Origin of the sequence: Allobosea eneae (genome assembly GCF_042657265.1) — a bacterium.
Classification (GTDB): Bacteria; Pseudomonadota; Alphaproteobacteria; order Rhizobiales; family Beijerinckiaceae; genus Allobosea; species Allobosea eneae.
Genome location: NZ_JBHSLW010000028.1, coordinates 61425 through 83406, shown reverse-complemented (window position 1 = coordinate 83406; position 21982 = coordinate 61425). Strand labels below are relative to the sequence as shown.

21 protein-coding genes are annotated in these 21982 nt (G+C 67.3%); 11 read left to right on the top strand and 10 right to left on the bottom strand.

Features of this window, described 5'->3' with window-relative positions; genetic code table 11:
• Window positions 1-11: 11 nt before the first annotated feature.
• The 3 genes from ACFPOB_RS17300 to purL are packed head-to-tail and all read right to left on the bottom strand — an operon-like array spanning window position 12 to window position 2752.
• Window positions 12-290, bottom strand: a complete 279-nt coding sequence (locus ACFPOB_RS17300; RefSeq protein ID WP_377799651.1) for a hypothetical protein — start codon at window positions 288-290, stop codon at window positions 12-14.
• Between the two features lie 3 nt (window positions 291-293).
• Complete coding sequence (locus ACFPOB_RS17295; RefSeq protein WP_377799650.1) at window positions 294-530, bottom strand: BolA/IbaG family iron-sulfur metabolism protein; 237 nt, start codon at window positions 528-530, stop codon at window positions 294-296.
• A gap of 11 nt (window positions 531-541) precedes the next feature.
• Window positions 542-2752, bottom strand: coding sequence for a phosphoribosylformylglycinamidine synthase subunit PurL (gene purL / locus ACFPOB_RS17290; RefSeq protein ID WP_377799649.1), 2211 nt, complete (start codon window positions 2750-2752; stop codon window positions 542-544).
• A 160-nt stretch (window positions 2753-2912) separates the two neighbouring features.
• Between purL and ACFPOB_RS17285 the strand changes: the two genes are divergently transcribed.
• A complete protein-coding gene (locus ACFPOB_RS17285; protein ID WP_377799648.1) occupies window positions 2913-3125 on the top strand; it encodes a type II toxin-antitoxin system VapB family antitoxin in 213 nt (70 codons plus the stop codon).
• A complete protein-coding gene (vapC, locus tag ACFPOB_RS17280; RefSeq protein WP_377799647.1) occupies window positions 3122-3511 on the top strand; it encodes a type II toxin-antitoxin system VapC family toxin in 390 nt (129 codons plus the stop codon). The genes ACFPOB_RS17285 and vapC overlap by 4 nt, the downstream gene beginning before the upstream one ends.
• A 17-nt stretch (window positions 3512-3528) precedes the next feature.
• On the opposite strand, the gene ACFPOB_RS17275 is transcribed toward vapC, so the two are convergent.
• The 3 genes from ACFPOB_RS17275 to ACFPOB_RS17265 are packed head-to-tail and all read right to left on the bottom strand — an operon-like array spanning window position 3529 to window position 6705.
• Entirely contained in the window at window positions 3529-3969 is a 441-nt protein-coding gene (locus ACFPOB_RS17275) for an acyl-CoA thioesterase (RefSeq protein WP_377799646.1), read from the bottom strand.
• Window positions 3966-4850 (bottom strand): methyltransferase domain-containing protein, encoded by an 885-nt coding sequence (locus ACFPOB_RS17270; RefSeq protein ID WP_377799645.1) that lies wholly within the window; start codon window positions 4848-4850, stop codon window positions 3966-3968. Before ACFPOB_RS17270 ends, ACFPOB_RS17275 begins: the two co-directional genes overlap by 4 nt.
• A gap of 13 nt (window positions 4851-4863) precedes the next feature.
• Window positions 4864-6705 (bottom strand): M3 family oligoendopeptidase, encoded by a 1842-nt coding sequence (locus ACFPOB_RS17265; RefSeq protein ID WP_377799644.1) that lies wholly within the window; start codon window positions 6703-6705, stop codon window positions 4864-4866.
• A 203-nt stretch (window positions 6706-6908) separates the two neighbouring features.
• On the opposite strand from ACFPOB_RS17265, the gene ACFPOB_RS17260 reads away from it, so the two are divergent.
• The 3 genes from ACFPOB_RS17260 to ACFPOB_RS17250 all read left to right on the top strand — a co-directional run bounded on the left by ACFPOB_RS17260 (window position 6909) and on the right by ACFPOB_RS17250 (window position 12419).
• Window positions 6909-8399 (top strand): sigma-54-dependent transcriptional regulator, encoded by a 1491-nt coding sequence (locus ACFPOB_RS17260; protein WP_377799643.1) that lies wholly within the window; start codon window positions 6909-6911, stop codon window positions 8397-8399.
• 148 nt (window positions 8400-8547) lie between these two features.
• Window positions 8548-10428: a L,D-transpeptidase family protein gene (locus tag ACFPOB_RS17255; protein WP_377799642.1), complete on the top strand. Its 1881-nt coding sequence runs from the start codon at window positions 8548-8550 to the stop codon at window positions 10426-10428.
• Between the two features lie 188 nt (window positions 10429-10616).
• A complete protein-coding gene (locus tag ACFPOB_RS17250; RefSeq protein WP_377799641.1) occupies window positions 10617-12419 on the top strand; it encodes a peptidoglycan L,D-endopeptidase MepK in 1803 nt (600 codons plus the stop codon).
• Between the two features lie 12 nt (window positions 12420-12431).
• Here ACFPOB_RS17250 and ACFPOB_RS17245 read toward each other — a convergent pair whose 3' ends face one another.
• Window positions 12432-13040 (bottom strand): glutathione S-transferase family protein, encoded by a 609-nt coding sequence (locus tag ACFPOB_RS17245; RefSeq protein ID WP_377799640.1) that lies wholly within the window; start codon window positions 13038-13040, stop codon window positions 12432-12434.
• A 78-nt stretch (window positions 13041-13118) separates the two neighbouring features.
• Window positions 13119-14099 (bottom strand): LysR family transcriptional regulator, encoded by a 981-nt coding sequence (locus ACFPOB_RS17240; protein ID WP_377799639.1) that lies wholly within the window; start codon window positions 14097-14099, stop codon window positions 13119-13121.
• 183 nt (window positions 14100-14282) lie between these two features.
• On the opposite strand from ACFPOB_RS17240, the gene ACFPOB_RS17235 reads away from it, so the two are divergent.
• Window positions 14283-14870, top strand: a complete 588-nt coding sequence (locus tag ACFPOB_RS17235) for a nitroreductase family protein (protein ID WP_377799638.1) — start codon at window positions 14283-14285, stop codon at window positions 14868-14870.
• Between the two features lie 119 nt (window positions 14871-14989).
• Here ACFPOB_RS17235 and ACFPOB_RS17230 read toward each other — a convergent pair whose 3' ends face one another.
• The gene (locus ACFPOB_RS17230) at window positions 14990-15232 is read right to left on the bottom strand and encodes a DUF2312 domain-containing protein (protein ID WP_377799637.1); all 243 of its coding nucleotides are present in this window, start codon (window positions 15230-15232) and stop codon (window positions 14990-14992) included.
• Between the two features lie 79 nt (window positions 15233-15311).
• Window positions 15312-16097, bottom strand: a complete 786-nt coding sequence (locus ACFPOB_RS17225; protein ID WP_377799636.1) for an N-formylglutamate amidohydrolase — start codon at window positions 16095-16097, stop codon at window positions 15312-15314.
• 224 nt (window positions 16098-16321) lie between these two features.
• Between ACFPOB_RS17225 and ACFPOB_RS17220 the strand changes: the two genes are divergently transcribed.
• The 5 genes from ACFPOB_RS17220 (at window position 16322) to ACFPOB_RS17200 (ending at window position 21979) form a co-directional block, all read left to right on the top strand.
• On the top strand, window positions 16322-17641 hold the full coding sequence (locus tag ACFPOB_RS17220; protein ID WP_377799635.1) for a glycerate kinase type-2 family protein: 1320 nt from the start codon (window positions 16322-16324) through the stop codon (window positions 17639-17641).
• Window positions 17638-18075 (top strand): DUF1036 domain-containing protein, encoded by a 438-nt coding sequence (locus ACFPOB_RS17215; RefSeq protein WP_377799634.1) that lies wholly within the window; start codon window positions 17638-17640, stop codon window positions 18073-18075. The genes ACFPOB_RS17220 and ACFPOB_RS17215 overlap by 4 nt, the downstream gene beginning before the upstream one ends.
• A gap of 89 nt (window positions 18076-18164) precedes the next feature.
• Window positions 18165-19604: a pyruvate kinase gene (gene pyk, locus ACFPOB_RS17210; RefSeq protein ID WP_377799633.1), complete on the top strand. Its 1440-nt coding sequence runs from the start codon at window positions 18165-18167 to the stop codon at window positions 19602-19604.
• 189 nt (window positions 19605-19793) lie between these two features.
• Window positions 19794-21098, top strand: a complete 1305-nt coding sequence (gene pncB, locus ACFPOB_RS17205; RefSeq protein WP_377799632.1) for a nicotinate phosphoribosyltransferase — start codon at window positions 19794-19796, stop codon at window positions 21096-21098.
• Between the two features lie 161 nt (window positions 21099-21259).
• Window positions 21260-21979, top strand: a complete 720-nt coding sequence (locus tag ACFPOB_RS17200; RefSeq protein WP_377799631.1) for an SDR family NAD(P)-dependent oxidoreductase — start codon at window positions 21260-21262, stop codon at window positions 21977-21979.
• Window positions 21980-21982: the final 3 nt, after the last annotated feature.

Sequence of the window (21982 nt, the reverse complement as noted above, 5' to 3'; positions counted from 1 at the left end):
CATTCATCCATTCAAGGGGTATGATCATCCAATTCCAGCACGTTTCCGAAGCGCCGCTGATGTTCGTCGAGGCGCTGAACGGCGGAAATGATTTCGTTGGTCTGAGTCAGAATCTTGTTCTCAACTAAGACAAGATCGCTCTTGACCTCATTGAGGTCGCGCTCGACACGTCCCAGCCGGACATCATGACGTGAAACCGCCTCAAGGAGACGGTCGAGCTTTCGATCGACATTTCGGAGCAGAGCCAGCGTATGGCTGGCTGGCTCACCCACTGGCAGTTCTGATGTCATTCCTCAAATATCTGATGCCTGCGTCGTCAGCGCAAGGGCGTGCAGCACGCCGCCCATATTTCCTTGCAAGGCGGCATAGACCATCTGGTGCTGCTGCACGCGCGACTTGCCCTTGAACGCGGCGGAGGTCACCGTCGCGGCATAGTGGTCGCCGTCACCCGCGAGATCCTTGATCTCGACCACCGCATCCGGCAGCGCCGCCTTGATCAGGCGCTCGATCTCGCTCGCTTCCATCGCCATCGCAAATCTCCTCAGGCGGCCTTGCCGGCCATGTAGTCCGGCAGCCAGCTCTCATGGGTCTTGCTGAGGGCTGCGACCGAAACGGCAACCTCACCCGGCAGAATAAGCTCGCTGCCGCCGGTCTTGCCGACGATCTGAGCCGGCACGCCGGCGGCCTTGGCTTCGGCGACGACCGCCTCGGCAGCACCGGCCGGCAGCGACAACAGGTAGCGGCCCTGATCCTCGCCGAACAGCACCGCATGAGCCGGGCCGGCCGGCAGGGCCGCGATGGTGGCGCCGATGCCCTTCGCCATCGCCATCTCGGCGAGCGCGACGGCAAGGCCACCATCCGAGAGGTCGTGGCAAGCGCTGAGGCGTCCGGCAGTGATCAGCGAGCGCACGAACTCGCCATTGCGGCGCTCGACAGCTAGATCGACCGGTGGCGGCGCGCCCTCCTCACGGCCACAGACCGTCGCGAGATAGGCGCTCTGGCCGAGCCAGCCCTTGGTTTCGCCGATCAGGACGATCGCCTCGCCCTCGGCCTTGAAGCCGACGGTCGCATGCTTGGTGACGTCGGTGAGGACGCCGACGCCGCCAATGGTCGGGGTCGGCAGGATCGAGACGCCGTTGGTCTCGTTGTAGAGCGAGACGTTGCCGGAGACGACGGGGAAGTCGAGCGCCCTGCAGGCCTCGCCGATGCCGCGGATGCAGCCGACGAGCTGGCCCATGACCTCGGGCCGCTCCGGATTGCCGAAGTTGAGGTTGTCGGTGATGGCGAGCGGCGTAGCGCCGACCGCGGTCAGGTTGCGCCAGGCTTCGGCCACCGCCTGCTTGCCGCCCTCGAACGGATCGGCCTCGCAATAGCGCGGCGTCACGTCGGTGGTCATCGCGAGCCCCTTCGGGCCGTCCTCGATGCGGACGATGCCGGCATCACCCCCCGGCGTCACTGCCGAATTGCCGAGGATCAGCGTGTCGTACTGCTCGTAGATCCAGCGCTTCGAAGAGAGGTCGGGCGAGCCGACCAGCGCGAGCAGGGCGCCCGCATTCGACATCGGCGGCGTCACGCTCGCCGCCTCGACCACGGGCCGCTTCGGCGTCTCGACCCAGGGCCGGTCGTATTCGGGAGCCTCGTCGCCGAGTTCCTTGATCGGCAGGTCGGCCATCGTCTCGCCGTCATGCTTGACGACGAAGCGCAGCGTGTCGGTGGTCTTGCCGACGACGGCGAAGTCGAGGCCCCATTTGCGGAAGATCGCCTCGGCCGGTTCCTCATGGCCGGGCTTGATCACCATGAGCATGCGCTCCTGGCTCTCCGAGAGCATCATCTCATAGGCGCTCATCTGCGCTTCGCGGCAGGGCACCGCGTTGAGATCGAGCTCGACGCCGAGGTCGCCCTTGGCGCCCATCTCGACCGCCGAGCAGGTCAGGCCTGCCGCGCCCATGTCCTGGATCGCGTCGACATGGCCGGCGGCCATGATCTCGAGGCAGGCTTCGAGCAGCAGCTTCTCGGCGAAGGGGTCGCCGACCTGCACGGTCGGGCGCTTCTCCTCGGCGCCCTCGTCGAAGGCGGCCGAGGCCATGGTCGCGCCATGGATGCCGTCACGGCCGGTCTTGGAGCCGAGATAGACGATCGCCTTACCGACCCCCGAGGCCTTGGCATAGAAGATCTCGTCGGCCTTCGCCAGGCCGACCGCCATGGCGTTGACCAGGATGTTGCCGTCATAGCGGCGGTGGAATCCGGTCGCGCCGCCGACATTGGGCACGCCGAAGGAATTGCCATAGCCGCCGATGCCAGCGACGACGCCGGAAACGAGATGACGGGTCTTGGGGTGCGACGGGTCGCCGAAGCGCAGCGCGTCGAGCACCGCGATCGGCCGCGCGCCCATGGTGAAGACGTCGCGCAGGATGCCGCCGACGCCGGTGGTCGCGCCCTGATAGGGTTCGATGAAGGAGGGGTGGTTGTGGCTCTCCATCTTGAAGACCACGGCGAGCCCGTCGCCGATGTCGATCACGCCGGCATTCTCGCCCGGTCCCTGGATCACCCAGGGCGCCTTGGTCGGCAGCGTCTTCAAGTGGATCTTCGACGACTTGTAGGAGCAGTGCTCGTTCCACATCGCCGAGACGATGCCGAGCTCGGTGATCGACGGCTCGCGCCCGATCAGGTGCAGGAAGCGCTGGTACTCGTCCGGCTTGAGGCCGTGCTCGGCGACCAGCTGCGGGGTGATCTTGATGTCGTTGGGAATCACGCGGCCTGTTCCTGACGGAGGGGGCGAGCCAGGGGCTCGATCTCAAGCGGGGGCAATAGCCTGAAAACGGCGTCTGAGACAATCGCGGCGGTGGCACACAGATTGAGCGCCAACCACTTGATGTGTATAATCCGGATAATTCCTACACATCGAGGCCGCCATGCGCACCAATATCGAGCTTGATGACGACTTGCTCGCCGAGGCGATGGAAGCAACAGGCTTGCCGACCAAAAGAGCCACTGTTGAAGAAGCGCTACGAAAGCTCGTCCAAGATCACCGGCGGCGGCGGGCCCTGGAAGACCTGCGCGGACTTGGCTGGGAAAGCGATCTCGACGCCATGCGGCTCGGCGAGCCCGATCATCGGCAGAAATGATCGTCGTAGACACCTCGGTCTGGATTTCTCTGCTACGCGATCGGGGCACACCGCAGGTCGAGCGACTGCTCGCGATCCGCAATCGATCGGAAATCCTGCTGACAGATTTGGTTCTGCTCGAATTGCTGCAAGGGAGCCGCGACGATCGCCACGCGTCCAGAATCGAGCGCGACCTCAGTGTCTTCGAGCAAGTCGCGATTTCCAGCCTGGAACTCGCACCGATTGCCGCCCGCCATTATCGACGGCTGCGCACACGTGGCATCACGATCCGCAAGACCGCCGACCTGATCATTGCCAGCTACTGCATCACGCATGGCCACCATCTACTGCATCAGGATCGCGACTTCGATCCGTTCGCCGAGCATTGCGGTTTGCTGATCGCGTGAACGGCGCCGAACGCCGACTACCCTACCCCGATCTCCGCCATGGCGGCGCGCAACTGCGCCGGGATCGGCACCGGCGTCTGCGGATCGCGCTCGACATAGACATGGGTAAAGAGGCCCTGCGCCGCGGCCCGTTCCCCGCCCTGCCGGAAAATGCCGATGCGATAGGTCACCGAGGAACGCCCGAGCTTCTCGACCGCGAGCGCGCCCTCGACGATCTCGGGAAAGGCGACGCTCTCGAAATAGTCGCAGCGCGTGCCGACGACCAGACCGACGATCTTGCTCTCCTTCACGTCCAGAAAGCCCTGCTCGATCAGCCAGGCGTTCACCACCGTGTCGAACCAGTTGTAATAGATCACGTTGTTGACGTGACCAAAGACGTCGTTGTCGGCCCAGCGTGTCGGGATCGTCCGGAACAGGCGGAAATCGCCGCGCCCGAGCCTGACCGGCTTGTCGCTCATCGCTCCCCTCCCCCAGCCTTCTCGCCCGTTCCGATCTCGGCCGCGCCGAGCGCATCGGCCAGCCGGGCCTTGGCCGAGCCCGGCCGCAGCGGCTTCTGCTGGCTCTCATGCGGCGCCCAGCCGGAGAGCCAGACGATCTCGAAGGTCGCACGCAGGCGCCCATCGGAATCGGCAAAGCGCTCGGCATAGAGTTCCGCCGCCCGTAGCAAGACCCCGCGCCGCAGCGGCTTGCGGCTGCGCTCGGCGAGCGCATTGGCCCAGCCCATGGCGCGCAGGTCCCGCAGCAGCCCGAACATGTCGCCATAGCGGACGGTGACGCTCTCGCTGTCGATCACCGGCAGCGCGAAACCCGCCCGCTGCAGCAAGCCGCCGAGATCGCGCAGATCGGCGAAGGGCGCGATGTGTGGGCTCGCCCCGCCGGTCAGCTCGACCTCGGCCGCCAGCAGCGACTGGCGCAACTCGGTCAGGCTCTGTCCGGCGAGCAGGCAGGCGATGAAGAGCCCGTCCGGCCTGAGCGCCCGCTTGATCTGGATGAGCGTGCCGGGCAGGTCGTTGACCGCATGCAGCGCCAGCAGCGATGCCGCGAGATCGAGCGATTCAACGGCGAAGGGTAAGGCTTCGAGATCGCCGATGATGTCTGCGCCGCCACCCGCGACCTCGGCCATGCGCAGCAGCTCACCCGCCCGCGCCTGCAGCACCGGGCCGGCCAGTGGCAGCGGCGTGCCGAGATCGGCGGCCTGCTCGAAACGGCGCAGCACGGCCGACAGCCGCTCGTCGAGATCGGAGGTGCAGCGCGCCAGCAGAAAATCCGGATAGCCGGCAGCGAGCGCAGCCGAGAGGCGGCGGCGATAGAGCGCGCGGTCGAAAACGACTGAGCTCACCGCCCGCCCCGCTTCACTCCATCCCCTCCAGCTCGATGATCAGCCCCTCGATCATCCTGAGGCCGATCTGCCAGAAGGCGGGATCGCGTGCATCGAGGCCGAAGGGCTTCAACAGTTCGGAATGGTGCTTGGTGCCGCCGGCCGAGAGCAGCGCGAAATAGCGCTCCTGAAAGCCCGAGGCCGAATTCTGGTAGACGCCATAGAGCGAGTTCACCAGGCAATCGCCGAAGGCATAGGCATAGACATAGAAGGGCGAGTGGATGAAGTGCGGGATATAGGCCCAGAAGGTCTCATAGCCCGGCCCGAGCCGGATCGCCGGCCCGAGGCTCTCCGACTGCACGCTGAGCCAGAGATCGCAGAGATTCTCCGCCGTCAATTCGCCCTGCCGGCGGGCTTCATGGACCTTGCGCTCGAAGGAGTAGAACGCGATCTGGCGCACGACCGTGTTGATCATGTCCTCGACCTTCGCCGCCAGCATCGCCTTGCGCTGCCTCTGGTCGCGCGTCTCGTCGAGCAGCTTGCGGAAGGTCAGCATCTCCCCGAACACGCTCGCCGTCTCGGCCAGCGTCAGCGGCGTCGGCGCCATCAGCGCGCCGTTCGGCCCGGCCAGCACCTGATGCACGCCATGGCCGAGCTCATGCGCCAGCGTCATCACGTCGCGCGGCTTGCCCTGGTAGTTCAGCAGGACATAGGGGTGCGCCGATGGCACTGTCGGATGCGCGAAGGCGCCTGGCGCCTTGCCCGGCCGGACCGGCGCATCGATCCAGCTTTCGTCGAAGAAGCGCCGCGCGATCCCCGCCATGTCGGCTGAGAAGTCGCCATAGGCCGAGAGCACCGTGTCGCGCGCTTCCGCCCAGGGGATGGTGCGCTGCTCGACCTTGGGCAGCGGCGCGTTGCGATCCCAATAGTCGAGCGCCTCCTGGCCGAACCAGCGCGCCTTCAGCTTGTAGTAGCGGTGTGACAGGCGCGGATAGGCCTCCCGCACCGCCGCGACCAGCGCATCGACGACCTCGCGCTCGACCCGGTTCGCCAGATGGCGCGAGTCGGCGACATCCTCGAACTTGCGCCAGCGATCGGAGATTTCCTTGTCCTTGGCCAGCGTGTTGGTGATCAGGCCGAAGGTGCGCAAATGCTGGCGGAAGACGGTGCCGAGCACCTCGGCCGCCTCCTTGCGCACGGCGCCGTCGGCGTCCTGCAGCCGGTTCAGCGTCAGTTCGAGGGTGAGATCGTCGCCGCCGACCTTGAACCGAAGGGAGGCGATGGTCTCGTCGAAAAGCCGGTTCCAGGCGCCGTGGCCGGTGACCGATTTCTCGTGGAAGAGTTCCTCGATCCGGTCCTCGAGCTGGTGCGGCTTGTCCTTGGCGAGATCCTCCAGCCAGGGCTTGAAGTGGCTGAGTGGTGCCTGCGCCGCGGCCTTGGCCAGCAGCGCCTCGTCGATCCGGTTGAGTTCGAGCCCGAAGAACAGGAGCTCGGTCGAGATCGCCGTGACCTTGTCCTGGGTGTCGCCATAGAACTTGGCGCGCTGCGGATCGGTGGTGTCGCCGGAATAGACCAGGCCTGCATAGGACATGATCTTGCCGACCAGGTCCTCTAGCCCCTCATAGGCCCTCACCGCTTCGGCGAGGGCCGCGCTGGCATCCTCGCGCGCGGCGAGCGCCGAAAGCTTGCCGCGATAGAGCTCGGCGAAACGCCGCGCCTCCACCGCCGCGCGCTCGACATCAGCGGTGAAGACCGGCGAATCCATTGCCGGGTAAAGATGCGTTAGATCCCATTCCGGCAGGGCGCCGAGCGCCTCGGCCGCGCCTCCGCCATGGGCAGCGCGTGCGATTGCGGGACGGTCGAAGGGGCGGGTCATGTCGTCTCTGCCTCGGCCTGTCGGGGGTCGGTTGTGACCCTCTCATATGCGCGGCCTGCCGCCCGCGATCAACGGCAGCGCGGCAACAGCGGCGCGAATTCCAGCCCGGCCCGCCGGCTTAAGCGGGGCTTAACCGTTCTCCCCGACAGTGACCCGAAACGGAACAGCCGATTCCGGCTAAAAGCTTGGCCTGCCGAGGTTTCATGTCCGCAACCATACTCGTCGTCGACGACGATCCGGTCCAGCGCCGGCTGCTCGATGCGATGCTCAAGCGCTTCGGCTACGAGGTCGCGCTGGCCGAAGGCGGCGAGCAGGCGCTGGCGGTTCTCATCGACGAATCGCGGCGCATCGACTGCCTGATCCTCGACCTCGTCATGCCCGGCCTCGACGGCATGGGCGTGCTCGCCGCGCTGCGCGAGCGTGGCAATGAGGTGCCAGTGATCGTGCAGACCGCCAACGGCTCGATCGAAACCGTCGTTGCGGCGATGCGCGCCGGCGCCGTCGATTTCGTGGTCAAGCCGGCCGGGGCCGAGCGCTTGCAGGTCTCGCTCAAGAACGCGCTCAAGCTCGGCGCCCTCGAGCACGAGATCCGCTACATGAAGCGGCGCGCCTCCGGCCAGCTCGGCTTCCGCGACCTCGCCAGCAAGAGCCAGGACATGGGCCGCGTCGTCCAGCTCGCCGAGCGTGCCGCCCGCTCCAACATCCCGATCCTGATCGAAGGCGAATCCGGCGTCGGCAAGGAGGTTCTGGCCCGCGCCATCCAGGGCTCCAGCGATCGCAGGGGCAAGCCCTTCGTCACCGTCAATTGCGGCGCGATCCCGCACAACCTCGTCGAATCCATCCTGTTCGGCCATGAGAAGGGCGCTTTCACCGGCGCGACCGAACGGCATATCGGCAAGTTCGTCGAGGCCAATGGTGGCACCCTCTTCCTCGACGAGGTCGGCGAATTGCCGCTGGATGCGCAGGTCAAGCTGCTGCGTGCCATCCAGGAGAGCGAAGTTGATCCGGTCGGCGGCAAGAAGTCGGTCCGCGTCGACATCCGCATCATCTCGGCGACCAACAAGAGCCTGCTGGAACAGGTCAAGCGCGGCGAGTTCCGCGAGGACCTCTACTACCGGCTCAACGTCTTCCCGATCACTCTGCCGCCCTTGCGCCGTCGCCGTGAAGACGTCGCCGATCTCGCCCGCGGTTTCCTCGCCCGCTTCGCCGCGGAAGAGGGCCGCAAGCTGCGCGGCATCAGCGCTGAGGCGCTGACCCTCCTCGCCGACTATGACTGGCCCGGCAATGTCCGCCAGCTCGAAAACGCGATGTTCCGCGCCGTCGTGCTCTCCGATGGCGACGAACTCACCATCGCCGAGTTCCCGCAGATCGCGGCGCAGATGGACGGCTTCGACGTGCGCATTCCGCCGGCGCCGGCCTCCATTGCCAGCGAGCCGCGTGGCGAGGCGCCGCCGCGCGTCATTCAGGTGCCTGTCCGCGATCCCAACGCGCTCGACCTCGTCGCCGGCTCCGACATGCGCACGCTCGACGAGCTGGAGCGCGAGATCATCAAGTTCGCGCTGGCCCATTACCGCGGCCACATGTCCGAGATCTCGCGCAAGCTCGGCATCGGCCGCTCGACGCTGTACCGCAAGCTCAAGGATTACGGGCTGATCGAGGGCGAGGACGCCGCCGAGGGCGTCGACGCCGCTTAGCCAGTCCGGATCGAAACGCGCTCTGCAACCCACAGGGGACGGGCTGCAGAGGGCGAATATCGGCCGCTGTTGCAGGGCGGCATCTTGTCGAAGCAGGCCGAGTCGCGCAGTTATCGGCGTGGATCGGCCGGACCGGGGAAGTAGATCGATGCGCCTTCGCCGCCTGGCGGAAACCGTCTCAACCGTCGCTCTCGGCCTCTCGTTCGCACTCGCTGCCGCAAGAGCGCAGGAGGCAAGCGGCATCGGTCAGCCACTGCCTGAACAGCCCGCTCTGGTCATTCTCAAGACCGACGCCGAGCCGCGACAGCTCGACATACCCGCCCCGGCGGAGGTGACGCTCGACCTGCGCCCGTCCGCCGGCCTGCAAGCAGCCGAAGCGGCCGAGGCCAAGGAGATCGTGACCGGCGCGCTCTCGACCAGGCCCGACCACAGTCCGGCCGAGCCTGAGCTCGACCTGCCGGAGCCGGAGACGCCGCCGGTCGATCCGGCGCTGGTCAAGCCGGCCGAGCCCTCGCAGCAGCCGCAACTGGCCAAGCCGGCGCAGATAAACCTTCCGCCTCTTCCGGAGGTTGCGGTCACGATGCCGCCGGGGCTCGAGCTCTCCGGCCGGATCGCGGCGCAGGCCGAGCTCGCCGCCGCCCTGCCGCGCCTCTCCGCCCGTGAGCGGTCGGACATCGTCGCCGCCTACGCCGCCAACGAGAACCGCCCCTTCTGGATAGACGGCAAGGACCTCAGTGCCGCCGGCAAGCAGATCGTCGCGCAGCTCGGCCGTGCCGGCGATGACGGTTTGCGCGTCAGTGACTACCTGCTTCCGGTCTTCGAGGGCAGCGACAAGGACAGCCTCGCCGCCGCCGATATCCGGCTCTCGGCGCTCGCTGTGCTCTATGCCCGCGATGCACGCGGAGGCCGTATCGACCCGCGCCGCCTCTCCAAGCTGATCACGCCGAAGCTCGAATTGCCCTCGGCGACCGAGGTACTGTCCGAGCTCGCCGGCGCCGCCGACGCCGGTGCGGTACTCGCCGCCTATAATCCCCAGCATGCCGGCTACCAGCATCTCAAGGCCAAGCTCGCCGAGCTGCGCGCCGGCAGGCCGGAGACGCCGGTCGCCCGCATCCCGGCCGGCCCTGCCCTCAAGGTCGGCATGCGCGATGCCCGCGTGCCGCTCGTCCGCGCCCGGCTCGGGCTCGGGACCAGCGAGGAGCCGGTCTATGATCGCTCGACCGCGCTGGCCCTGGCCGATTTCCAGAAGCAGGCCGGCCTGCGCGCCGACGGGGTACTTAGCGACCAGACCGTCGCCGCGCTCGCCATGCCGCGCTCGACCCGGCTGGAGAGCGATATCATCGCCCAGATGGAGCGCTGGCGCTGGCTGCCGAGCGATCTCGGCGAGAACCGTATCGTCGTCAACATCCCCGAATACCGGATGCGCGTGATGCACGGCGACAGGATCGCCTATGAGTCGCGTGTCATCGTCGGCAAGCCGGAATCGGCGACGCCGCTGTTCTCGCACCGGATGGAGCACGTCGTCGTCAATCCGTCCTGGTACATTCCGCCATCGATCATGCGGAAGGAGATCCTTCCGGGTCTCGCCAACGATCCGAACTATGCCGCAAGGCGCGGCTATGTCGTGACGCGGGGCAAGAACGGCAACATCTCGGTGCGCCAGCCGCCGGGCGAGCGCAATGCGCTCGGCTGGATCAAGTTCATGTTCCCCAACGACCATGCCGTTTACCTGCACGACACGCCCAATCGTAGCCTGTTCGGCGCGGGCAGGCGCGCCCTCAGCCATGGCTGCGTGCGCGTCGAGAACCCGTTCGCCCTCGCCGACCAGGTGCTGGGGCCGGAATGGTCGAGCGAGCGGCTGAAACGGCTGATCGGTTCCGGCGAGCGCACGATCAAGCTGCCGCAGCCCCTGCCGATCCATCTGGTCTATGAGACCATCGTCGTAAACGAGGCCGGCGCGGTCACGACCTTCGACGATATCTACGGTTTCCACAGGCTGGTCAGGAACGCGCTCGAGCAACGTTCCTGACGGAATCCTCCGCGAAAAGTCCCATCCGGCACGGTTTCGCCACGATCTGCCGCTAGCTCGCAATCTTGCTTGCCGGATTCCGGCGGGGAGTTGTCTCGCCGGTAACCTCCCGTTAAGCCTTCTCGGCAACTGTTCCTTCACGTTTATCGCTCCGGCTCCCCCCGGCGCTTCGAGACGGGTCTGACAGAGTGAGCAGGTCGAAAGCCGAGATCGCAGCACGGCTCCCGCGCCCCTTGCGGCTGAGCGCCCGTGCCGGCTTCCTGCTGATCGCAAGCGCGAGCTTCCTGGTCCTCGGTGCACGCGGCACGCAGAATGCCGTCGCCAATGGCGACACCCGCACGATCACCATCAAGCACATGCACACCAAGGAGGAGACGACCGTCACCTTCAAGCGTGACGGCCGCTACGATTCCGCGGGGCTGGAGAAGCTGAACTGGGCGCTGCGCGACTGGCGCACCGACGAGCCGATCCGGATGGACCCGAAGCTCTTCGACATCGCCTGGGAAGTGCATCGCAAGGTCGGCTCCGACCAGCCTTTCCACGTCGTCTCCGCCTATCGCTCCCCCGGTACCAATTCGATGCTGCGCCGGCGCTCGCGCGGCGTCGCCAAGCACAGCCAGCATATGCTCGGCAAGGCGATGGACTTCTATCTGCCAGATACCCCGACCGCCCGCATGCGCGAAACGGCCATGCGCATGCAGCGCGGCGGCGTCGGCTTCTATCCCGGTGCCCACACCCCCTTTGTCCATCTCGACGCCGGTTCGGTCCGCTCCTGGCCGCGCATGACCCGCGATCAGCTCGTGCGCCTCTTCCCCGACGAGCAGACAGTGCACCTGCCGGCCGACGGCAAGCCGCTCAGCGGGTATGAGGTCGCCAAGGCTGCCATTCTCTCGAGCGGCGGCTCGGTGATGGGCTATGGCGCCGGCGATTACGACGAAGGCGCAATCATGGCGTCGAGCGGCGGCGGCAAGAGCTTCTGGGCGGCATTGTTCGGCGGAGACGATGAGGAGGCCGACGCCCGGCCGACCCGTGGTCGCGCCGCGGCCCGCCGCGCGCCGACGCCGCAGCCGACCGTGATGGCCTATGCCGGCGACAGCAACAGCGGCGACGGCGGCCGCTTCGCCGTCTACAACGCGCAGCCGGCCCAGCCCGAGCCGACCGGCCGCGCCGTTCTGCGCGAGCGCTCCAACCGCGCGACCACGACCACGACGCAGCCGGCGGAAGAGACGCAGGTCGCGGCGCTCGCTCCCGCCCAGGTCGCTCCGCCCGAGCCGCCGAAGCCGAGTCCGATCGCGACCGCCCTGCCCGTCGCGCGCCCAAGCGACCTGACGCCGCCGGCGCCGAATCCGCCCGCCGGCTCGCCGCAGCTCGCCGCGCTGGCGGCGGAAGCTTCGGCCCTGCCGCTGCCGGCAGCCGAGCAGAAGCTGATTCTCGCCTCACTGCCGCCGCGCCGGCCGACCGACCTGCCGGGCCCGTCGCTGGAAACCATCCTCACCGGCAGGCCTGTCTCGGCACCGTTGCCGCCGTCGCGCCCGGTCGCGCTGGCAAGCCTGTCGACCGAGGGGCTGAGGCTCGGCGACGCAGCGGATGAGGATGCGGTTCCCGCCGGCGCCAAGCTGGTCACGATCAGCCACCCGATGCCGCCGATGCGGCCGCGTCCGCCGGGGGCGGCGCCCGAGCAGGCCGGCACGACGCAGATCGCCGCGCGGCCGCGCAGCACGCCGATCGCCGCGGAATACAACGCCGACCGGGCCGGCCTCGACTCGCTCTTCGCCGCCGTCTCGGCGCCGGAGGCCCCTCAGGCACGGCGCGCCACCGTCGCGACCGCCAAGGCGAAGGCTGGCTCGGAGGCTCAGGCCAAGGGCTGGGTCGCCGGCGCGAGCCCCGCCGCCTCGCTCGGCTTCTCTGCCGCCGAGCCCAGCGATGTCGGCACCAGCGGCTTCTCCGGACCGGCGGTCAAGGCGCTGCCGACAACCTTCGTCCAGAACTGAACGGTCCCTCGCTTATTCCTTGTCGATCGGCCAGGCCTTGAAGACATCGAGCGCCTCGCAAGCCGCAGCCTGACGCGCCAGCGCCGGCCAGCGCCCCTCCGGCGCGAATTCCGGGATGACGAAGCGGCAGAATCCCCAGGCGATCGCGGCCGCGATGTCGCCCGGCCGCAGTTCCGGCCCCGCGCCGATCTCGCCGCGCTGGGCGGCCTGATCGAGCAGATCGAGCGCCGTGTGGAGCTGCGACAGGATGCGCTCCTGCCAGTTGTCGTAGCGCTTCTCCTCCGGCCGCTTGCGCTCGTATTCGACCGATACCGCCTTGTCGGCGGCGACGATGCCGATGCCGGTCAGGCTGAGATCCCTGACACGTTCAGCCTTGTCGGCCGGGCGCAGCGAGCGACCGGCGAGATCCTCGAAATGCTGGATGATCAGCAAGGACTCGCTAATGACCGTGCCGTCATCGGCGACCAGCGTCGGCGCCTTGATCAGCGGGTTGATCTTGCGGAACTCCGGCATGTGCCGGAACACCGAGACCGAACGGTGCTCGAATTCGAGGCCCAGCAAAGTTCCGGTGATGGCGGCGCGCCGCACATAGGGGCTGTCGAGCATTCCAACCAGCAGCATGGCGATCTCCCGTTGTCGTGGGCGGAACACTGGCTGCTCGCAGCGATATTGCCACGCGAATTTGCGTGAAGCTCGACTTCACGCCATTTGATGCTCGTCGGCCGGATAGTCCTCGCGCGACAATTCCCCCGCCGCGATCTTTGCTTCGACGGCAGCCTGGCACGGGTCCCAGGCGAATGCGCTACCAAAGCGTTCCAGCATCAGGTCGATCAGGACACGCACCTTGCCGGGCACGTAAGGCCCTGGCGGGCGCACGACGTGCAGGGCGCTCTCGCGCATCGGGTAGCGCCAGAGGATGTGCTCGACGGTGCCGGCACGGATCGCCTCGCTGGCGATGAAGGTCGGCAGCACGGTGATGCCCAGCCCGGCTTCGGCCCATTTCAGCAGCGTATCGCCATTGTCGGAGCGCAAGCGGCCGGTGGGGCGCACCGAGACCCAGCGCCGGTTCATGCGGAAGCCCCAGTCGACGACGCTGTTGCCCGAATAGACCAGGCATTCGTGCCGGTCGAGATCGAGCGGCGTCTCCGGGCGGCCATGGCGGGCGAGATACTCGGGGCTCGCCAGCACCGCACCCTTCACCGGCGCGATCCGGCGCGCGACCAGTGTGGAATCCTTGAGTGCGCCGATCCGGATCGCCGCGTCGAAGCGCTCGCCGATCAGGTCGACCTGGCGGTCGCTGGCTTCGACGTCGAGTTCCAGCCGCGGATGGCGCTGCGCCAGCTCCGCCAGCACCGGGGCGAGATGTCGGTAGCCGAAGGAGAGCGGCATCGACAGCCGCAGGCGCCCGGCGGCGCCCTCCGATTGCTGGGCCATGGCCTCGCGCGCCTCGGCGAGTTCGGACAGGATGCGCTCGGCCCTTGCCTTGAATTCGAGGCCGGCCTCGGTCGCGGCGACGCCGCGCGTCGTGCGGCTGAGCAGCCGCGCGCCGAGATCGGCCTCCAGACGGGCGATGCGGCGGCTGACGATCGACTTTGCCAGGCCGAGATGATGCGCGGCACGTCCGAAGCCGCCGGCGTCGACGACGGCGACGAAGCTCCTGATATCGTCGATCTCTGACATGAAGCGTTCCTGGATCAGCAACAGATTGGTGCTCGATATGGGCATTCTGGTGCGACAATTGAACCGCTACCTGTCCCTCATCAAATCCCGCTTTCGCAGGAAGCACGTCTGAAGGGCGCGCTCCGGGAAACACCACCCGCGACATCGGCCTGCCGGTGATACGCGTTCACAGATGAGGAAGCCATGCTCGACAAGCTCAAGAAGCGCCGTACGCAATATGCCCTCGGCAAGACGCTGCCGATCTCGGAAACGCAGGTCGATGCGCTGATCCGGGAGGCGATCCGCCTGTCGCCTTCGAGCTTCAATTCGCAAAGCTCCCGTGCCGTCATCCTGTTCGGCCGCGAGAGCGACAAGTTTTGGAGCATCGCCAAAGAGGCGCTTCAAGCGATCGTGCCGGCTGCAGACTTCCCCGCCACAGCCAAGAAGATCGAGGCCTTTGCAAGCGGCGCCGGGACGGTGCTGTTCTACGAGGACGAGGAGCCGGTGAAGGCCCTCCAGGCCAACTTCCCGCTTTACGCGCACAACTTCCCGATCTGGTCGGAGCACTCGACCGGCATGGCGCAGCTGGCGGTGTGGACCGCGCTCGCCGACGCCGGCATCGGCGCGAGCCTGCAGCATTATCATCCGTTGGTCGACGCGGAAGTCGCCAAGACCTGGAACATCCCTGCATCCTGGAAGCTGACAGCGCAGATGCCTTTCGGCTCCAATGAAGCAGCCTTCCCGGAGAAGACCTTCATGGACGACGAGCTTCGGTTCCGCACGCATCGCTGATCGAAACTCGCGATCAACCGGCGCTGCGGCCGAACTCGAGCTGATCGCCCGAGCGGTTGCCCCCGAAAAGCAAAACGCCGCCCAGGACACGCTGGGCGGCGTTTTGGTGTTCTCCAGCCTCAGGCGCTCTCGCCGACCGCCTGGAGATAGAGGTCGAGGATCGCCTCTTCCTCCTTGCGCTCGTCGAGGTCGCGCTTGCGCAGCGCGATCACCTTGCGCAGCACCTTGACGTCGTAGCCATTGCCCTTGGCCTCGGCATAGACCTCCTTGATGTCGTCGGCGATCGTCTTCTTCTCTTCCTCGAGCCGCTCGATGCGCTGCACGATGCTCTTGAGCTGATCGCCCTGAACCGGATCGTCCATTCTCAATACCCTTCTTCGGAATTCGGCCGCAGGGGTTCGCAAGGATGGGCGGTGAGGTCAAGCAAGAACGGCGCTGAGTTCACATCTCTCGCGCCGCGGCGAGCGCCCCCGGCAGGAGCCGCGCCAGCCGCAGGCCCCAGGCCCGGGCCGCATGCGGCTCGCCGATCAGGTCCTGCCTGATCTCGACCAGCGCGTCGAGCAGGCCCCGGCGCGTCGCGTGGCGGTCGATGGTGTCGCCCGGCAGGCCGCCATTATAGGGCTCGTTGTCGCCGACGATCAGGTCGCCCTGCGCCTGCAGCGCCGCGATCAACGCCCGTGCCAGCCGCCCCTCCCTGTCCCAGAGCACGCCGGCATGCCAGGGCCGCGGCACGCCCTTCCAAAACGGGGTGAAGGAATGCAGCGAGACGATCGCCGGCGGATGGCCCGCCGCGATCGCCGTCGCGATCGCGCTGTCGATCGCCGCGTCATAGGGCGCGTAGTAGCGCGCGATCCGCTCGGCGATCCCAGCATCGTCGATGCGGGCATTGCCGGGGACGATCGCGCCGTCGGAGATCCGCATCACCAGCGTCGGATCGTCGCGGCCGCGATTGGGGTCGATCAGCAGCCGCGAGAAATTGCTGAGAACGGCCGGCGCGCCGAGCGCCTGAGCCATCGCCCGCGTCATCTCGGCCGCGCCGATATCGTAGGCGATATGGCGTTCGAGCTGCTGCGGTGGCAGGCCGAGCAGGTTCAGCTCCGGCGGGATCGCGTTGGTCGCATGGTCGCAGAGCAACAGGATGCCGGTCGCCGGATCTCCCGTGATGATTTCGACATCGCCGGGTCGCCGGGCCGGCGCGATGCTCTGCAAGCCCTCCTCCGCGCGCATCATGACCTCGGATTACATCATCAATCGCGGGTGACGCCCGCGCCGGCGCGACATAGCGTGCTTTCGCCTCGGCCGGAACGGCAGCGCGAAAAGAATCAGCACCAATTCACCATCCCGGAACATGTCCTGATCGCAAATGGCGTATCCATTTTCGCGGGACATGCTCTAGTAAGTGGCTAAGACGAAAGTCGATTGCCAGCAGCAGATTCGCACGGGGAAGACGTTTGGAGCAGCGGCAGGACGCAATCACGCAGCGGCGAGAGACCGCACGCCGGATCTTCGACGCCGCCGTGGCCAGAGCCCATCCCCGGAGCTGGCTTGCCGGGCATCTACCCCCTCCTCCGCCCAACGGCCGCCTGATCCTGCTCGCCGCCGGCAAGGCGGCCGGCAGCATGACGCTCCTGGCCGAAGCGCATTACCTCGACACCCTGAAGCTTTCGCCCGAGCGCTTCGTCGGCCATGCTGTCGCCCGCCATGGCTACGAGGCGCAGACCCGGCACATCCCGATGCTGGCCGCCGGCCACCCCGTTCCCGACGAAGGCAGCATCGCCAGCGCGACGCGGGCGCTCGAACTCGCTGCTTCCGCCACCGCCGACGATCTCGTCCTGGTGCTGCTCTCCGGCGGCGGCTCGGCCAACTGGGTCGCGCCGGCCGGCTCGCTCGCATTGGCCGAGAAGCAGGCGGTCAACAAGGCATTGCTGCGTTCCGGCGCGCCGATCGGCGAGATGAACATCGTGCGCAAGCGGCTCTCGCGCATCAAGGGCGGCCGGCTCGCCCTCGCCGCGGCGCCGGCGAAGCTGCTCACCCTCGCCGTCTCCGACGTGCCGCATGACGATCCCGCCGCGATCGCCTCGGGCCCGACCGTACCCGATCCGAGCAGCATGGCCGATGCCCGCGCCATCGTCGCCCGCTACGGGTTGACGCTGCCGCCGGCGGCCCAGGCGCTGCTCGTCGACGACGCCAGCGAGACGCCGAAGCCGGGCGATCCCGCTTTTGCCAACAGCGAATACCGCATCGTCGCCCGCCCGGCCGACGCCATCGCCGCGGCGGTGAAGGCAGCCGCCGAGGCCGGCTACGAGCCGATCGATCTCGGCCCCGATCTCGAAGGCGAAGCGCGCGAGGTCGCTGCCGCACAGGCGGCTCGGGCGCGGGAGCTCAAGGCCGCCGGGCGCCGCGTCGCGATGATCTCGGGCGGCGAGCTCACCGTCACCATCGCCGGCAATGGCCGCGGCGGGCCGAACCAGGAATTCGCCCTGGCGCTGGCGCTCGCGCTCTCCGGCGAGCCTGGCATCGTCGCACTTTCCGGCGACACCGACGGCACCGATGGCGGCGGCGGTGAGGCAACCGACCCGGCCGGGGCAGTGATCGATGAGACCACGCTGGCGCGCGCCCGCGCTCTTGGCCTCGATCCCGCCCAATCGCTGAGCCAGAACGACTCGACGGGCTTCTTCTTGCCTCTCGGCGACCTGTTGCAGACCGGCCCGACCCTGACCAATGTCAACGATTGCCGCGTGATTCTGATCGATCCAAGAACGAATTCATGAGCCGAAGCGCACGCATCCATTCGATGTTGCTGGCAGGAGGGCTGCTCCTCGCCGGAGCCGGCCCGGCACTGGCTGACCTGCGTATGTGCAACACCACCGGCAGCCGCATCGGCGTCGCCCTCGGCTATCGCGATGCGCAGGGCTGGGTCACCGAAGGTTGGTGGAACCTTGCGCCACGCGCCTGCGAGACCCTGCTGCGCGGCACGCTGGCGGCACGCTTTTACTACGTCCACGCCGTCGACTACGACAAAGGCGGCGAGTGGACCGGCAAATCCGTCATGTGCACGCGCAACAAGGAATTCACGATTCGCGGCATCGAGGACTGCCTTGCGCGCGGCTATGAGCGCTCCGGCTTCTTCGAAGTCGACACCGGCGAGCAGAAGGGCTGGACGATCCAGCTCACCGACACGGCCGGCGCGGCGCCGCGCCCATGATTGCGGCGCGGCATACGCTTGCCCTAATCGGTTGAATTGGCGAGGCCTGCAGACGGCAGGCGCATATGGCTCTTAGTGGGGATGATGCGATGAGACGGGAACGGCGGATCAAGATCATCGCGACGCTGGGGCCGGCCTCGTCGACCCCGGAGATGTGTGCGGCGCTGTTCAACGCCGGCGTCGATGTCTTCCGCATCAATATGAGCCATACCCAGCGCGAGGATCTTCCCGCCAAGGTCGCGATGCTGCGTGGACTGGAGAAGGAGTTCCGCCGCCCGGTCGGCATCCTCGCCGACCTGCAGGGACCGAAGCTGCGCGTCGGCCCGTTCGGCGGCGACGGCGCAGTGATGCTCGAGAAGGACGCCCGCTTCATTCTCGACGCCGATCCGGCTCCCGGGACGGTCAAGCGCGTGCACCTGCCGCACCCGGAAATCCTCACGGCACTGGAACCCGGGCATCATCTCATCCTCGACGACGGCAAGATCCGCCTCGTCGTCGAGAAGGCGTCGCCGAAGCAGGCGGTGACCAGGGTGATCGTCGGCGGCAAGCTCTCCTCGCGCAAGGGTGTCAGCCTGCCCGACACCACGATACCGGTCTCGGCCATGACCGATAAGGACCGCTCCGACGCCGAAGCCGCGGCCGAGATCGGCGTCGACTGGATCGCCGCCTCCTTCGTGCAGCGGCCGGAAGACATGGCGGATCTCCGCAAGGTCGTCCGGGGCCGGGCGCTTGCGCTCGCCAAGATCGAGAAGCCGCAGGCCGTGGCCCGGCTGGAAGAGATCATCGAGGCCTCCGACGCGATCATGGTGGCGCGCGGCGATCTCGGCGTCGAGATGCCGATCGAGAAGGTGCCAGGCACGCAGAAGCGCATGACCCGCATGGCGCGGCGCATGGGCAAGCCGGTCGTGGTCGCGACGCAGATGCTGGAGAGCATGATCACCGCGCCGGTCCCGACCCGCGCCGAGGTTTCCGACGTCGCGACCGCCGTGTTCGAAGGCGCCGATGCCGTCATGCTCTCGGCCGAAAGCGCCGCCGGCCAGTACCCGATCGAGGCGGTGACGATGATGAACCGCATCGCCGAGGAGGTGGAGAGCGAGTCGATCTACCGCTCCATCCTCGAATCGCAGAAGGCCGAGCCGGAGGCGACCGGCGCCGACGCCATCGCCAAGGCGGCGCACGAGATCGCCGACGCCCTGCATCTCAGGGCGATCGCCGCCTGGACGTCCTCGGGCTCGACCGCCCTCCGCATCGCCCGCGAGCGGCCGAACTCGACCGTGATCGCGCTGACGCCGAACGCCGCCACGGCGCGTCGCCTTACACTCGTCTGGGGTGTCCATTCGGTGGTGACCAAGGATGCCAGCGATATCGACGACATGGCCTTCCGCGCCTGCAAGTTCTCGGTGCGCGAGGGCTTCGCCAAGGAAGGCGACCGGCTGATCGTCGTCGCCGGCGTGCCGTTCGGCACGCCGGGCGCGACCAACATGGTCCGCATCGCCTTCGTCGCGAAGGAGCATGTCGAGCAGGCGTAGCGTGCTCACATCGGAGGCGTCTTTCTCGGGCGAAGCGAAGCGCAGACCCGAGAATTTCTGGCAGGACAATGCGCTTTTCCGTCATGAGATGCTCGGGTCAAGCCCGAGCATGACGGACAGCCCGCCATTCCCCTCCGCTCTCCCCTGCTCTACTGCTTGAGTTCCCGCTCTCGGCAGCCAGCGACGCTCATGGCCCTCACCGACATCGCCACCCGGACCTACAACCACAGCTGGCGGCTCGATCCGATCATCCGCAGCCTGCTCGACACCGATTTCTACAAGCTGCTGATGCTGCAGATGATCAGGAGCTTCCATCCGGAGGTCCAGGTCACCTTCGGCCTGATCAACCGCTCCAGGCAGATCCGCCTCGCCGACGTGATCGAGGAAGCCGAGCTGCGCGCCCAGCTCGACCATGCCCGCGAACTGCGCTTCACCAAGAAGGAGCTGATCTGGCTCGCCGGCAACAGCTTCTACGGCAAGACCCAGATGTTCACGCCGGACTTCATCGCCTGGCTCGCCGAGTTTCGCCTGCCGGAGTACGAGCTGCGCAAAGTCGACGGCCAGTACGAACTGACCTTCGCCGGCCCCTGGACCCACTCGATGATGTGGGAGATTCCGGCCCTCGCCATCGTCAACGAGCTGCGCTCGCGCCAGGCGCTCAAGACCTGGGATCGCTTTGCGCTCGACGTGCTCTACGCCCGCGCCAAGTCGAAGCTCTGGGACAAGGTCGAGCGGCTGAAGAAACTGCCCGACCTGCGCATCTCCGATTTCGGCACGCGCCGCCGCCATGGCCATCTCTGGCAGCGCTGGTGCGTCGAGGCGCTGAAGGAGGGCCTAGGGCCGACCTTCACCGGCACCTCCAACGTCCTCCTCGCCATGGAGAACGATCTCGAGGCGATCGGCACCAATGCGCATGAACTGCCGATGGTGCTCGCCGCATTGGCCGACAGCGACGAGGAATTGAAGCGCGCGCCCTATCGCGTGCTCGACGAATGGCGCCAGGTCTATGGCGGGAACCTCTTGATCGTGCTGCCTGACGCCTTCGGCACCACCGCCTTCCTGCGCGACGCGCCCGCCTGGCTCGCCGACTGGACGGGCTTTCGCCCCGACAGTGCCCCGCCGATCGAGGCCGGCGAGCAGATCATCGCCTGGTGGCGGTCGCAGGGCCGCGATCCGAAGAGCAAGCTGCTGATCTTCTCCGACGGCATGGATATCGACTCGATCGAGGAGGCCTATCGCCATTTCCATGGCAGGGTCCGCTCCGGCTTCGGCTGGGGCACCAACCTGACCAACGATTTCGTCGGCTGCTCGCCGGTCGGCACCCCTGACCTCGACCCGATCTCCCTGGTCTGCAAGGTCGTCAGCGCCAATGGCCGCCCGGCAGTGAAGCTTTCCGACAACCCCAACAAGGCGACGGGCGACCCGGCCGAGATCGCGCGTTATCTCAGGGTCTTCGGCGGTGCGGACCGCAAAGCCAAAGCGGTGAGGGTTTGAGCGATAGCGGAGCCGGCTGGCCACCACGGCTCCGGTCCGCGTCCAGGCCTCGCCTCGAAACGCTCCGGCCCGTCAATCGACACGCTGCCATTTCCGACTTCGCGCGTTGATCCGGCAACGACCCTGGTTCGTAAGGCCGACCAAAGGACGGGAGCGCAGCGATGACGACGGTGATCTTCGGCGGTTCGGGTGCGATAGGATCGGCTGTTCTGCGTCGGGCAACGGCGCGCGGTCGCAAGTGCCATCTCGTCGGTCGCCGGGCCGAACGGCTGGCGGAGCTCGCCGCTGATTGCGGAGCGAGCTTCACCGTGGCGGATGTGCTGGAGTCAGGCGCCTTCGAACGCGTCGCAGCCGAGATCGAGGAGCCGGTGGAAGGCCTCGTCTACGCTGTGGGCTCGATCGACCTGCGGCCGCTCGCGCGCTTCAGCGAAGACGACCTGCTTCACGATTTCCGTCTCAACGCGGCGGGCGCGGCGCTGGCGATCCAGGCGCTGCTGCCGGCGCTTAAACGGGCCGGTGGGGCTTCGATCGTGCTGTTTTCCTCGGTTGCGGCCTCTCAGGGCTTCGCGGCGCACAGCTCGATCGCCATGGCGAAGGCCGCCGTCGAGGGCCTGACCTTGACGCTTGCCGCTGAGCTTGCCCCATCGATCCGCGTCAATTGCGTGGCGCCGTCGCTGACGCAGACCCCGCTGGCCGCCTCCCTGACGACCTCGCCGCAAATGGCAGATGCGATCGCGCAACTGCACGCGCTGCGCCGTCTTGGCGAGCCTGACGACGTCGCGGCGCTGGCCGATTTCCTGCTGGCGCCGGAAGCCGGATGGATCACCGGTCAGGTGATCGGCGTCGATGGCGGCCGGTCGCGCCTGCGCACCAAGGGCTGAGCC

Excerpts from the sequence above, each read along its gene's own strand:
- ACFPOB_RS17300 (WP_377799651.1), bottom strand. The coding sequence starts at position 290 with ATGACATCAGAACTGCCAGTGGGTGAGCCAGCCAGCCATACGCTGGCT.
- ACFPOB_RS17295 (WP_377799650.1), bottom strand. The coding sequence starts at position 530 with ATGGCGATGGAAGCGAGCGAGATCGAGCGCCTGATCAAGGCGGCGCTG.
- ACFPOB_RS17285 (WP_377799648.1), top strand. The coding sequence starts at position 2,913 with ATGCGCACCAATATCGAGCTTGATGACGACTTGCTCGCCGAGGCGATG.
- vapC (WP_377799647.1), top strand. The coding sequence starts at position 3,122 with ATGATCGTCGTAGACACCTCGGTCTGGATTTCTCTGCTACGCGATCGG.
- ACFPOB_RS17275 (WP_377799646.1), bottom strand. The coding sequence starts at position 3,969 with ATGAGCGACAAGCCGGTCAGGCTCGGGCGCGGCGATTTCCGCCTGTTC.
- ACFPOB_RS17265 (WP_377799644.1), bottom strand. The coding sequence starts at position 6,705 with ATGACCCGCCCCTTCGACCGTCCCGCAATCGCACGCGCTGCCCATGGC.
- ACFPOB_RS17260 (WP_377799643.1), top strand. The coding sequence starts at position 6,909 with ATGTCCGCAACCATACTCGTCGTCGACGACGATCCGGTCCAGCGCCGG.
- ACFPOB_RS17255 (WP_377799642.1), top strand. The coding sequence starts at position 8,548 with ATGCGCCTTCGCCGCCTGGCGGAAACCGTCTCAACCGTCGCTCTCGGC.
- ACFPOB_RS17245 (WP_377799640.1), bottom strand. The coding sequence starts at position 13,040 with ATGCTGCTGGTTGGAATGCTCGACAGCCCCTATGTGCGGCGCGCCGCC.
- ACFPOB_RS17240 (WP_377799639.1), bottom strand. The coding sequence starts at position 14,099 with ATGTCAGAGATCGACGATATCAGGAGCTTCGTCGCCGTCGTCGACGCC.
- ACFPOB_RS17235 (WP_377799638.1), top strand. The coding sequence starts at position 14,283 with ATGCTCGACAAGCTCAAGAAGCGCCGTACGCAATATGCCCTCGGCAAG.
- ACFPOB_RS17230 (WP_377799637.1), bottom strand. The coding sequence starts at position 15,232 with ATGGACGATCCGGTTCAGGGCGATCAGCTCAAGAGCATCGTGCAGCGC.
- ACFPOB_RS17225 (WP_377799636.1), bottom strand. The coding sequence starts at position 16,097 with ATGCGCGCGGAGGAGGGCTTGCAGAGCATCGCGCCGGCCCGGCGACCC.
- ACFPOB_RS17215 (WP_377799634.1), top strand. The coding sequence starts at position 17,638 with ATGAGCCGAAGCGCACGCATCCATTCGATGTTGCTGGCAGGAGGGCTG.
- pyk (WP_377799633.1), top strand. The coding sequence starts at position 18,165 with ATGAGACGGGAACGGCGGATCAAGATCATCGCGACGCTGGGGCCGGCC.
- pncB (WP_377799632.1), top strand. The coding sequence starts at position 19,794 with ATGGCCCTCACCGACATCGCCACCCGGACCTACAACCACAGCTGGCGG.
- ACFPOB_RS17200 (WP_377799631.1), top strand. The coding sequence starts at position 21,260 with ATGACGACGGTGATCTTCGGCGGTTCGGGTGCGATAGGATCGGCTGTT.